Consider the following 11683-nt stretch of genomic DNA (forward strand, 5'->3'; position numbering starts at 1 on the left):
GCCCCGACCGATCGTTCGGTTACTCTAGCCCCGTCGCCGAAATGGTGCCCAGCCCTGTCCTCGGACCTGTCCTCGCGGAGGCGTCGCTTCCTCGGCGTGGCGTCCGCGCCACGCGGCGGGCGCCCTGAGACGGCAGGCCCAGCCCGCCCGACGAGGAGTTGGTCTTCGATGGCCGCCGAACTGACCGCAGCGCAGCTGCTCGAAAAGCACCGCCCGACGCTCGACCAGGCGCTGGAGGCGATCCGTACCCGCGCGTACTGGTCCCCGCACCCCGAGCACCCCAAGGCCTACGGGGAGAACGCGGCGGCGGACGGCCAGGCCGCCTTCGACGCCCTGCGCGGCAAGCGCTTCGAGCTGGACCAGCCCGGCACGGACGACTGGACGGGCGAGGAAGTCTCCCCGTACGGCATCGGGTTGAACATCAGCTACCCGCACCCGGACCCGGACGTGCTGCTGCCCGCGATGCGCGCGGCGGTGCCCGTATGGCGCGATGCCGGTCCGCAGACCAGGGCCCTGGTCTGTCTGGAGATCCTGTCGCGGATCAGCGCGCGCACCCATGAGTTCACGCAGGCCGTGATGCACACCAGCGGTCAGGCGTTCATGATGGCGTTCCAGGCGGGCGGGCCGCACGCACAGGACCGCGGCATGGAGGCCGTCGCGTACGCCTACGCGGAGCAGGTCCGCACCCCGGAGCAGGCCGCCTGGTCCAAGCCGCAGGGCAAGCGCGACCCGCTGGAGCTGTCCAAGTCCTTCAAGGCCGTCCCCCGCGGCGTCGCCCTCCTGATCGGCTGCAACACCTTCCCGACATGGAACGGCTACCCGGGCCTGTTCGCCTCCCTGGCCACCGGCAACGCGGTCCTGGTCAAGCCGCACCCGCGGGCCGTGCTGCCGCTCGCGCTCACCGTCCGGGTGGCGCGCGAGGTGCTGGCCGAGGCAGGGTTCTCCCCCGACCTGGTCGCACTGGCCGTCGACCGGCCCGGCGAGGGCCTGGCCAAGACCCTCGCGGTGCGCCCCGAGGTCCGCATCATCGACTACACGGGCTCCACCGAGTTCGGCGACTGGCTGGAGGCCAACGCGCCTCAGGCGCGCGTCTACACGGAGAAGGCCGGCGTCAACACGGTCGTCATCGATTCCACGGACGACTACAAGGGCATGCTCGGCAACCTCGCCTTCTCCCTGTCCCTGTACAGCGGCCAGATGTGCACCACCCCGCAGAACCTCCTCATCCCCCGCGACGGCATCACCACGGACGCCGGCCCCAAGTCGTACGACGACGTGGTCGGCGACCTCGCGACCGCCGTCGACAAGCTGCTGGGCGACGACGCGCGGGCCAACGCCCTGCTGGGCGCGATCGTCAATCCGCAGGTCAAGGAGCGGATCGAGGCGGCCTCCGGGCTGGGCGAGGTGGCCCTGCCCTCCCGCGAGGTGGCCAACCCCGACTTCCCCGACGCCACGGTCCGTACGCCGGTGATGGTCAAGATGGACGGCGCACGCAAGCTCTGGGAGGGCGCGGGCGCCGACGCCGCCTACCTCTCGGAGTGCTTCGGCCCGGTCTCCTTCGCGGTGGCCGTCGACTCCGCCGCGGACGCGGTGGACCTGCTGCGGCACACCACCCGCGTCAAGGGTGCGATGACGGTCGGCGCGTACACCACCTCAGGGGAGGTGGAGAAGCTGGTGGAGGAGGCGTGCCTGGAGGAGTGCGCGCAGCTGTCCCTCAACCTGACCGGCGGGGTGTACGTCAACCAGACCGCCGCCTTCTCCGACTTCCACGGCTCGGGCGGCAACCCGGCGGCCAACGCGGCACTGTGCGACGGCGCGTTCGTGGCCGACCGCTTCCGGACGGTGGAGGTGCGCAGGCCGGCCCAGGAGAGCTAGAGCCCGGGAGAGCCGGTCGGGGCTCAGGGCAGTCGAAGCTCAGGGGAGCTGGAAGAGCGCCGGCCCTGCGGCCGCTCCGGTCATCCCGGCCGGGGCGGCCGGGTCCGCCGTGCCGCGGGACATCCAGTGGAAGAGCCCCATGGCCACGCTCGTGGCCAGGTTGAAGCTGGACACCCGCGCCTGCATCGGCACCGCGACCAGCGCCGATGCCCGCTCCCGCAGCTCGTCCGAGATGCCTTGCCGCTCGGACCCGAAGGCGAGAATCGCGTCGTCGGGGAACGTCACGGAACGGATGTCCGCGCCCTCGGGGTCGAGGGCATAGACCGGTCCTGGCGGCAGTTCCGGCAGCGTCAGGCGCTCCACCGCGCCGGCGAAGTGCAGACCGGCGCTGCCCCGTACGGCGTTGGGGTGCCAGGGGTCGAGCGAGCCGGTGGTGACCACGCCGGTCGCGCCGAAACCGGCCGCCAGGCGGACGACGGCACCGATGTTGCCCAGGTTGCGCGGGTTCTCCAGGAGGACGACGGGAGCGGGTCGCGGGGCCTCGCGGAGCCGGGCCAGGTTCGCCGCGGCGTCGGGGCGTACGGCGAGGGCCGCGACGCCCGTGGGGTGCACCTTCGGCAGGAGCGTGCGCAGTGCCGCCACCGGCACCTGCTCCGCCAGCTCTTCGAGGTCGGCGGTCAGGTCGTCCGCGAGTTCCCCGGCGAGCGCCAGCAGGGCGGGCTTGTCACTGGTCAGGACGTGCCGTACGTCCCCGCCGAAGCGCAGGGCGTGCTTCAGCGCGTGGAAGCCGTCCAGGAGGACCGAGGACGGGTCGCCGGCGCTCGCGCGCCAGCGCCGTACCGGATCGTCCGAGGTCCCGTTCTCGATCATTTCCCCACTATCTCAACTGTCCGCCGGACAGACATCCGCCGCTCCCGTCCACGGCGTCACTCGCGTACCGCAGTACGGCGTGGGAGCACCCGGTCGCGTACGGAGGTGGCCCGGGCACCCAGCCACACCAGGAAGACCGTCGGCAGGAACACCGCGTCCGCCGTGATCATCGCGAGCGAGAAGAACGGCAGGCCGAGCAGGAACGCGATCGACAGGTGCTCGCAGATCATCGCGACCAGCAGCACGTTCTTCAGACGGCGGTTGAAGAGGGTGAAGGGGAAGGCGACCTGCACGATCACCGTGCCGTACGTGATCAGCATGACCATCAGGCCGTTGTCGGCGAGCACCCGGGACAGCTCCGGCCAGGGCGAGAAGTAGTCCAGGTGCATCGGGTAGTACACCGCGGTGCCGTCCTGCCAGCGCGTCCCCTGGATCTTGTACCAGCCGGCCGTGGCGTAGATCAGGCAGACCTCGACGACGATCACCAGCAGAGCGCCGTTGTGGATCAGCTTGGTGATCATGTCGAGGACGAGGCGCGGCTCTCCGGGCGCGTACCGCCGCGCGGCCCACCAGGCCCCGTGGGAGAGCCACAGCACCCAGACAGCCCGAGGCCCGCCCACAGGACGACGCCGGTGATGTCGCGGCCCTGAGGCCCGTCGGACGGCCGCACGTGCTTCGCGGCGCGGCGCGCGTCCAGCGACCACACCTGCCCGCACCGGGTGAGCACCAGGTATATCGCCATCAGGTGCAGGACGTTGTCGCCGCCGTCCCCGACGAAGATGCTGCGGTTCTGCAGTGAGAGCACACCCACCATGAACAGCACCGACATGGTGCGGGTCCGCCAGCCGACCAGCAGCAGGGCGCTGGCGACGACGGCGAGCCCGTAGACGAGCTCGAACCAGCCCCGGCTGTCGGTCCACGTCAGGATCGAGAAGGCCTCGTTGCCGTCGAGGAGCCGGCGCGCCATGTCGCCGCTCCAGGGGCCGTGGGGCCCGTAGAGCTCATGCCGGTTCGGCCACTCCCGCAGCAGGAAGAAGAGCCAGGTGGCCGCGAATCCGATGCGGATGACGGCGGACTGGTACGGGGCGAAGGCGCTGCCGGTGACGCGCCTGAAGGCCCGCCCGAAGGCGCGCTCGATGCGCGTCTCGTCGGCGCGGGCGGGGGGCGCGGAGGCCGGGCCGGGGGGCGGCTCCGGGGGCGAGCCGGGGGGTGGCTCCGGGGGTGAGCCCGGGGGTGGGGTGACGACCGGCCAGGCGGTGTCGGCCTTGGCCAGGGGGTCCGCTTCGTCCGTACGGCTCTGAGCGGGGATGGCCGCCGGGGCGTCCGTGCCCGCCGCGTCCCGTGCCCCGTGCGAAGGCGACCTGTGCGCTGTCACTGGATCCTCGCTCCTTCGGGCAGGTCGTCCGTGGTGACCGGCCACCAGGGCAGCTCGCGGTACCTGGGCTTTTCGCTGATCTTCTCCGTGCTCCACGACGGCGGGCTGACGGCCGTCGTCATCGAGCGGACCTGTATCTGCTCGACCTTGCCGCGCGCCGCCCACTGGGGGCTCATGCGCTGCATCACGATCCGCCGTACGTACTGCTCGGCCAGTTCGCCCCGCGCACCGGAGGTGCGGTTCTGTGCGTCGTGGGTGTTGAGGTAGTACTCCCAGGCGCGGCGGAGTTCGTTCTGCTGGGTGTGGCTCGGTACGGGGTTGTGCAGCAGGGCCCGGCCGTCGACGGCGGTCAGATCGGTCCAGCCGGTGGTCAGCCGGTCGTCGCCTTCGGTGCGCACCTGGGCCCGTACCTGCACCGCGATGTTCTGCTGGAGCGGGTTGGGGGCGAACAGCTTCCAGTTCTGCTCGTACTCCGGGAAGACGTAGTCATTGATCACTTCGCTGTGCTGTTTGCTCAGCGTGTTGGGCGGCGCCACGTGCAGGAACATCATCGCCAGGTGGATCACGACGGCCAGCGTCACGGCGCCCGCCACGACGCTCACCACGACGCGTGACGGTAGCGAGAGCGCGGCTGGTGGCCGCGATTCGTCCCCGTAATGCTGCATTCCTGCCCCGTTCCCAGATTCCGAGCGGCTTTTCACCGCTCCGGAACCGTACCTAGGCGGCCCCACCCGGCACACCCTCCCCTGAGTTATCCACAGGCTTGACACCCCGCACGCGCGGCCACACCATTGAACCGAACGATCGGTCGGTCGGGAGGCAGGGGGATCACATGACGACGATCGCGCCGGGCGAGGAGTCCCTCGCGGCCTTGGAGGCAGGCTTCGACGCGGCGGTGGCCGCGGACGAACGGATCGAGCCGCGTGACTGGATGCCGGACGCCTACCGCTCATCGCTGGTGCGCCAGATAGCGCAGCACGCGCACTCCGAGATCATCGGGATGCAGCCGGAGGCGAACTGGATCACCCGGGCCCCGTCGTTGCGCCGCAAGGCGATCCTGATGGCGAAGGTGCAGGACGAGGCGGGCCACGGCCTGTATCTCTACAGCGCCGCCGAAACCCTCGGAGCCGGCCGCGACGAGCTGCTCGACAAGCTGCACTCCGGCCGCCAGAAGTACTCGTCCATCTTCAACTACCCCACCCTGACCTGGGCCGACGTCGGCGCCATCGGCTGGCTGGTGGACGGCGCCGCGATCACGAACCAGGTCCCGCTGTGCCGCTGTTCGTACGGCCCGTACGCCCGCGCCATGGTCCGCGTCTGCAAGGAGGAGTCCTTCCACCAGCGCCAGGGGTACGAACTTCTGCTGGCCCTGAGCCGCGGCACCGAGGCCCAGCACGCCATGGCGCAGGACGCCGTGGACCGCTGGTGGTGGCCGTCGCTGATGATGTTCGGCCCGCCCGACGACGAATCGGCGCACTCGGCCCAGTCCATGGCCTGGAAGATCAAGCGGCACTCCAACGACGAACTGCGCCAGCGCTTCGTGGACATCTGCGTCCCGCAGGCCGAATCACTCGGCCTCACCCTCCCGGACCCCGACCTGACGTGGAACGAACAGCGTGGTCACTGGGACTTCGGCCCCATCGACTGGGACGAGTTCCGCGAGGTGCTCAAGGGCAACGGCCCCTGCAACGACCAGCGGATGACCCAACGGCGCCGCGCCCACGAAGAAGGCGCCTGGGTGCGCGACGCCGCGGCGGCGTACGCGGCCAAGCACGGGGAGGGGACCCGATGACCACGCCCGGTAGGGAAAACAGCGAGCACCCGGAGAACCGGACGGCCAAGGGCGGCACCAAGGTCCCGGCCGGGCCGGAGAGCCGGACCGGAGCCGGAACCGGAGGCGGGACCGCGTCAGCGGGACCGGCCACACCGGCCCCAGCACCCGGCAGCGCGCCCACCGCTCACCGGGGCAGCGCATCGGCCGCATCGGCCGCGCCCGGCGCGAAGCCCACCGACTGGCCGCTGTGGGAGGTCTTCGTCCGTAGCCGGCGCGGCCTGTCCCACACCCACGCGGGCAGCCTGCACGCTCCGGACGCCGAGATGGCTCTGCGTAACGCCCGCGATCTCTACACCCGCCGCTCGGAAGGCATCTCGATCTGGGTGGTCCCGTCCGCCGCGATCTCCGCCTCCTCCCCGGACGAGAAGGACTCCTTCTTCGAACCGGCCGCCGACAAGCCCTACCGCCACCCGACCTTCTACGAGATCCCGGACGGGGTGCAGCACCTGTGAAGCCCGTACCGACCGCCCAGGCACCGGCCGCCGCCGACAGCGCCGCCGCGGCTCCCGCCCCCGCGGGCTCCCTCGCCCGGGACGTCGCCGCCGCTGCCCCGGCCCTGGCCCTCGGTGACGACGCCCTCGTCCTGTCCCATCGGCTGGGGGAGTGGGCCGGGCACGCCCCCGTCCTGGAGGAAGAGATGGCCCTCGCGAACATCGCGCTGGACCTGCTCGGCCAGGCCCGCGTCCTGCTCTCCCTCGCCGGCGACGAGGACGAACTGGCCTACCTCCGCGAGGAACGGGCCTTCCGCAACTGCCAGCTCGTCGAGCAGCCCAACGGCGACTTCGCCCACACCATCGCCCGCCAGCTGTACTTCTCCACCTACCAGGAGCTGCTGTACGGCCAACTGGCCTCCGAGAGCGGCCCCCTGGCTCCGCTGGCAGCGAAGGCGGTCAAGGAGGTCGCCTATCACCGTGACCACGCCGAGCAGTGGACCCTGCGCCTGGGCGACGGCACCGAGGAGAGCCACGAGCGGATACAACGCGGCCTGACCGCCCTGTGGCGCTTCACCGGCGAGCTCTTCGAGCCCGTACCGGGGCTGGACGTCGACCTGTCCGCCCTGCACGACGCCTGGACCACCCGCGTCGAGTCCGTCCTGACGCGCGCCACCCTCACCGTCCCCCAGGGCCCGAGCCGTGGCGCCTGGACCGCGGGGGCCGGGCGCCAGGGGCTGCACACCGAATCCTTCGGCCGGATGCTCGCCGAGATGCAGCACCTGCACCGGAGCCACCCGGGGGCGACATGGTGACCACCGCGCTCGAAGAACGGCTGCGCGACCTGGCCGGCTCCGTACCCGACCCGGAGATGCCGGTCATCACCCTGGCCGAACTGGGCGTACTCCGCGGCCTGCGGCTCACGGGCCCCGGGCAGGTGGAGGTCGAACTCACCCCGACGTACACGGGCTGCCCCGCCGTCGAGACCATGTCCGCCGACATCGAACGCGTCCTCCACGACAACGGCATCCCCCAGGTCGAGGTGCGCACGGTCCTCGACCCGCCGTGGACGACCGACGCGATCACGGCCGAGGGCCGCCGGAAGCTGACCGAGTTCGGCATAGCCCCGCCGCGCCCCACCGGCCCGGCCGGCGGCCCCGTACCGCTGGCGCTGGCCATCCGCTGCCCGCACTGCGGATCGACCGAGACGACGCTGCTCAGCCGGTTCTCCTCCACCGCCTGCAAGGCACTGCGCCGCTGCGAGAGCTGCCGCGAACCGTTCGACCACTTCAAGGAGTTGTGATGTTCCACCCGCTCCGGGTCGCGGAGATCGAACGGCTCACGGACGACGCCGTCGCCGTCACCTTCCAGGTGCCGCCCGAGCTGCGCACCACCTTCCGGCACGTCCCGGGCCAGCACATCGCGCTGCGCCGCACGGTGGACGGCCGGGAGATCCGCCGTACGTACTCGATCTGCACCCCGGCGACGGACGATCCCACGCTGCGGGTGGGGATACGGCTGGTCGAGGACGGCGAGTTCTCCACCTACGCCCTCAAGGAACTGGCCGTCGGTGACACGGTCGACGTCATGGCACCGGCCGGTCGCTTCGTACTGGAGCCCCGCCCCGGGCACTTCGTCGGCATCGTCGGCGGCAGCGGCATCACACCGGTGCTGTCCATCGTCGCGACGCTGCTGGCCCGCCGGCCGGACGCCCGTTTCTGCCTGGTCCGCAGCGACCGTACGGCAGCATCGACGATGTTCCTGGAGGAGGTCGCCGACCTCAAGGACCGCTTTCCGGAACGCTTCCAGCTCGTCTCCGTCCTCTCCCGCGAGGACCAGCAGTCGGGCCTGCCCTCCGGCCGGCTGGACGAGGAACGGCTCCGCGCGCTGCTGCCCGCCCTGCTGCCCGTGGCATCCGTCGACGGCTGGTATTTGTGCGGCCCGTACGGCCTCGTCCAGGCCGCGGAACGCGCGCTGCGCGCCCTCCAGGTCCCCCGGAACCGCATCCACGAAGAGATCTTCCACATATCCGAGCCCGCGCCCGGGGAGGCCGCCTTCGCGGACGCCGCTTCCACGGACCCCGCAGTTACCGACCCCGCCTTCGCGAGCCCCGCGGTTGTCGGAGGCCCCGCCTCCCTCCCCGGCAGCCCCGCGTCCCTTCGTACCCCCGCGCACAGCACCGTGACCGCGACCCTGGACGGCCGGGCGGGCAGCTGGCCGGTCCTGGACGGTGAACCGCTGCTGGAGACCGTGCTGCGCAACCGCGCGGACGCCCCGTACGCCTGCAAGGGAGGCGTCTGCGGCACCTGTCGCGCGTTCCTGGTGACGGGTGAGGTCCGTATGGACCGCAATTACGCCTTGGAGGACGAGGAAGTCGCGTCGGGATACGTCCTCGCCTGCCAGTCGCATCCCGTGACGGAGGAGGTCGAGCTGGACTTCGACCGCTGACCCCATTCACAAATACTGCAACCTGTTCTAACTTGACGACCCGTCAGGCAGTCGCCGTGCGGGCACGCGGGAGGACAGGACAGTGGACTTCACCTTCACCGAGGAGCAGCAGGCGGCCGTCGAGGCGGCCGTGGCCGTCTTCGGGGACGTCGTTGCCGACAGCGTGCCGAGCCCTGCCCTCACCGCCGGAGCCGTGGCCGACGACATCGACCGCCCCCTGTGGCGCAAGCTGGCCGACGCCGACCTGCTGAGCCTGGTACTCGCCGCGGAGTACGGCGGCGCGGGCCTGGACCCGATCGCGCTCTGCCTGATGCTCCGCGAGTCCGCCAAGGTGCTGGCCCGCGTACCGCTGCTGGAGAACAGCGCGGCGGCCCTCGCTGTCCAGGTCTATGCCACCGACGCGCTGCGCGCCGACGTACTGCCCCGGGCCGGACGCGGCGAACTGATCATCACGGTCGCCGCCGCCGGGCGCACCGGCCACGACCCCGCCGAGCTCGCCGTCACCGCCCGCCGCGAAGAGGCCGAGTGGGTTCTCGACGGCATGCAGACCGCCGTCCCCTGGGCGCAGAGCGCCGACCGGATCCTCGTCCCCGCCCACACCGGCGACGGAACCGCCGTACTCGCCCTCCTACCCCGCCTCCGTAACGGCGTCCGCCTCGCCGACCAGACCTCCACCAACGGCGAACGCCACGCGGAAGTCCACCTGGACTCCGTACGTGTCCGCGACGAAGAGATGATCACCAGCACCGGTGCCTGGGAGTGGCTGCGCAACCTGCTCACCACCGGCACATGCGCGCTGGCTCTCGGACTCGGCCAAGCCGTACTGGCCATGACCAGCGCCTACACGGCGAAACGCGAACAGTTCGGCTTTCCCGTCGCCACCTTCCAGGCCGTCGCCGTCCAGGCCGCCGACCGCTACATCGACCTGCGGGCCATGGAGGCCACCCTCTGGCAGGCCGCGTGGCGCATCAGCAGCGGCGCGAACGGCGCGCTGCCACCGGCAGGAGACGTCGCGGTGGCCAAAATCTGGGCATCGGAGGGCGTACGCCGCGTCGTACAGACCGCACAGCACCTGCACGGCGGCTTCGGCGCCGACACGGACTACGCGCTGCACCGCTACCACGCCTGGGCGAAGCAGCTCGAACTCTCCCTCGGCCCCGCCGCCGCACACGAAGAGGCTCTGGGCGACCTGCTGGCCGCTCACGCCCTCGGCTGAGCGGCCGTCCGAAAGCGACCGGTCAGACGACCGCGCCCGGCTCGCCCTTGCTGTCCTTCACCGGGCGGCCGGAAGCCTCCCACGCCTGCATCCCGCCGTCGACGTTCACCGCGTCGATGCCCTGCTGGATCAGGTACTGGGCGACCTGCGCGGAACGGCCACCGACCCGGCACAGCACATACACCTTGCCGCCGTCGGGCGCCTGCTCCGTCAACTCGCCGTACCGGGCGACGAACTCGCTCATCGGGATGTGCAGCGCGCCTTCGGCATGCCCCGCCTCCCACTCGTCGTCCTCCCGGACGTCCAGAAGGAAGTCGTCGGACGTCAACGCGTCGACCTTGACCGTGGGCAGAGATCCGAAATGCATGGACCCGACGCTACCCGACCAACTGCGCCAGGTACGCCTCACGCTCGGCCACATCCGCCAGCAGCTTCTCGGCGATCTCCGCCAGCAGCGCGTCCGGGTCCTCGGGCGCCATCTTGATCATCGCTCCGATCGCACTGTTCTCCAGCTCGGCGGCGACCGCCGCGAGCATCTCCTTGCGCTCCGCCAGCCACTCCAGCCGCGCGTAGAGCTCCTCGCTCTCGCCCGGCCGCTGCTCCTGCGGCACCGGCCCGGCCTCCCACTCCTGGGCCAGCTCGCGCAGCGCTGCCTCGTCCCCGGCGGCGTACGCGGCGTTCACCCGCACGATGAACGTGTCCCTGCGGCCCCGCTCGGCCTCGTCCCGCGCCAGGTCGGGGTGGGCCTTGCGCACCAGGTCACGGTAGGTCCGGCGGGCCTCCTCGCTCGGCCGCACCTTCTGCGGCGGCCGGACCGACTGCTCGTTGAGCATCGCCTCGGCCTCCGGGTACAGCCCCTCGGACCCCATCCACCCGTGGAAAAGTTCCTCGACGTCGGGCATGGGCAGCACCGACGCCCGCGCTTCCCGCGCCTTGCGTACGTCCTCGGGGTCACCCGTACGAGCTGCGATCGCCTCAGCGATCTGGGCGTCCAGCTCGTCCAGCCGCGCGTACATCGGACCGAGACGCTGATGGTGCAGCCGGGAGAAGTTCTCCACCTCCACCCGGAAGGTCTCCACCGCGATCTCGAACTCGATCAGTGCCTGCTCAGCGGCCTCCACCGCCTGCGCCAACCGCCGCGTCGAAGCCCCACCCGCGCCGTCGCCCTCGTGCGCGCGGCCCGCATCCGCCCCCGGGGCGCCAGGGCCGGCGTGACCACCCGGCACCGCATCGGCCGCCAGGCCTTCCCGCTCCGCCTGACCCGCCTGGGCCCCATGACCCGCCAGCCCCTCCTGACCTGCCGACCCCACCTGAGCCCCTTGCCCCACCAGACTCTCCCGGCCCGCGAAGCCTTCCTGGCCCGCCTGACCCGCCTGGGCCCCATGACCCGCCAGGCCCTCCTGGCCTGCCGACCCCACCTGAGCCCCTTGCCCCACCAGACTCTCCCGGCCCACGAGGCCTTCCTGACCCGCCTGGCTCACTTGGCCCGCCTGGCCCGTCAGGTCCTCCTGACCTGCCTGGCCCATCTGGCCCTCCTGGCCCGTCTGGGCCTGGTGCCCCCCTAGCCTCGCGTGGTCCGCATGCCCCGCGATCCCGTGGTCAGCGTGTGCGTCCTGGCCGTCCTGCGCGTTCTC

The 11683-nt window shown here is 71.5% G+C and carries 12 protein-coding genes and 1 pseudogene; 8 read left to right on the forward strand and 5 right to left on the reverse strand.

Annotation, left to right across the window (positions count from 1 at the left end; genetic code table 11):
* The first annotated feature begins 168 nt into the window (after positions 1–168).
* Positions 169–1875 (forward strand): phenylacetic acid degradation protein PaaN, encoded by a 1707-nt coding sequence (gene paaN, locus JXZ78_RS10200; protein ID WP_030017799.1) that lies wholly within the window; start codon positions 169–171, stop codon positions 1873–1875.
* A gap of 39 nt (positions 1876–1914) precedes the next feature.
* Here paaN and JXZ78_RS10205 read toward each other — a convergent pair whose 3' ends face one another.
* The 3 genes and pseudogenes from JXZ78_RS10205 to JXZ78_RS10215 form a co-directional block, all read right to left on the reverse strand.
* Positions 1915–2745 carry a TrmH family RNA methyltransferase gene (locus tag JXZ78_RS10205; protein ID WP_030017800.1) on the reverse strand — a complete coding sequence of 277 codons (831 nt, stop codon included), beginning with the start codon at positions 2743–2745 and terminating at the stop codon, positions 1915–1917.
* Between the two features lie 56 nt (positions 2746–2801).
* A pseudogene (locus tag JXZ78_RS10210) lies at positions 2802–4018 on the reverse strand (HTTM domain-containing protein).
* Between the two features lie 98 nt (positions 4019–4116).
* Positions 4117–4785, reverse strand: a complete 669-nt coding sequence (locus tag JXZ78_RS10215; protein ID WP_030017801.1) for a DUF5819 family protein — start codon at positions 4783–4785, stop codon at positions 4117–4119.
* A 167-nt stretch (positions 4786–4952) separates the two neighbouring features.
* Here JXZ78_RS10215 and paaA point away from each other — a divergent pair, with 167 nt between their 5' ends.
* The 6 genes from paaA to JXZ78_RS10245 all read left to right on the forward strand — a co-directional run bounded on the left by paaA (position 4953) and on the right by JXZ78_RS10245 (position 10049).
* On the forward strand, positions 4953–5912 hold the full coding sequence (gene paaA / locus JXZ78_RS10220) for a 1,2-phenylacetyl-CoA epoxidase subunit PaaA (protein ID WP_030017802.1): 960 nt from the start codon (positions 4953–4955) through the stop codon (positions 5910–5912).
* Positions 5913–6139: 227 nt separating this feature from the next.
* Positions 6140–6406, forward strand: a complete 267-nt coding sequence (gene paaB / locus JXZ78_RS41245; protein WP_030017804.1) for a 1,2-phenylacetyl-CoA epoxidase subunit PaaB — start codon at positions 6140–6142, stop codon at positions 6404–6406.
* Positions 6403–7200, forward strand: a complete 798-nt coding sequence (paaC, locus tag JXZ78_RS10230; protein WP_078623962.1) for a 1,2-phenylacetyl-CoA epoxidase subunit PaaC — start codon at positions 6403–6405, stop codon at positions 7198–7200. The genes paaB and paaC overlap by 4 nt, the downstream gene beginning before the upstream one ends.
* A complete protein-coding gene (gene paaD / locus JXZ78_RS10235; protein ID WP_030017806.1) occupies positions 7194–7688 on the forward strand; it encodes a 1,2-phenylacetyl-CoA epoxidase subunit PaaD in 495 nt (164 codons plus the stop codon). Before paaC ends, paaD begins: the two co-directional genes overlap by 7 nt.
* Positions 7688–8833 carry a 2Fe-2S iron-sulfur cluster-binding protein gene (locus tag JXZ78_RS10240; RefSeq protein ID WP_030017807.1) on the forward strand — a complete coding sequence of 382 codons (1146 nt, stop codon included), beginning with the start codon at positions 7688–7690 and terminating at the stop codon, positions 8831–8833. Before paaD ends, JXZ78_RS10240 begins: the two co-directional genes overlap by 1 nt.
* A gap of 82 nt (positions 8834–8915) precedes the next feature.
* Positions 8916–10049, forward strand: a complete 1134-nt coding sequence (locus JXZ78_RS10245; RefSeq protein ID WP_030017808.1) for an acyl-CoA dehydrogenase family protein — start codon at positions 8916–8918, stop codon at positions 10047–10049.
* A 22-nt stretch (positions 10050–10071) separates the two neighbouring features.
* Here JXZ78_RS10245 and JXZ78_RS10250 read toward each other — a convergent pair whose 3' ends face one another.
* On the reverse strand, positions 10072–10416 hold the full coding sequence (locus JXZ78_RS10250) for a rhodanese-like domain-containing protein (protein WP_030017809.1): 345 nt from the start codon (positions 10414–10416) through the stop codon (positions 10072–10074).
* 10 nt (positions 10417–10426) lie between these two features.
* Positions 10427–11290 carry a hypothetical protein gene (locus tag JXZ78_RS10255; RefSeq protein ID WP_372498414.1) on the reverse strand — a complete coding sequence of 288 codons (864 nt, stop codon included), beginning with the start codon at positions 11288–11290 and terminating at the stop codon, positions 10427–10429.
* Here JXZ78_RS10255 and JXZ78_RS10260 point away from each other — a divergent pair.
* Positions 11261–11614, forward strand: a complete 354-nt coding sequence (locus tag JXZ78_RS10260) for a hypothetical protein (RefSeq protein ID WP_238782832.1) — start codon at positions 11261–11263, stop codon at positions 11612–11614. The genes JXZ78_RS10255 and JXZ78_RS10260 overlap by 30 nt on opposite strands.
* The last annotated feature ends 69 nt before the right edge of the window (positions 11615–11683 follow it).

It is taken from the genome of Streptomyces monomycini (assembly GCF_022271435.1).
Classification (GTDB): Bacteria; Actinomycetota; Actinomycetes; order Streptomycetales; family Streptomycetaceae; genus Streptomyces; species Streptomyces monomycini.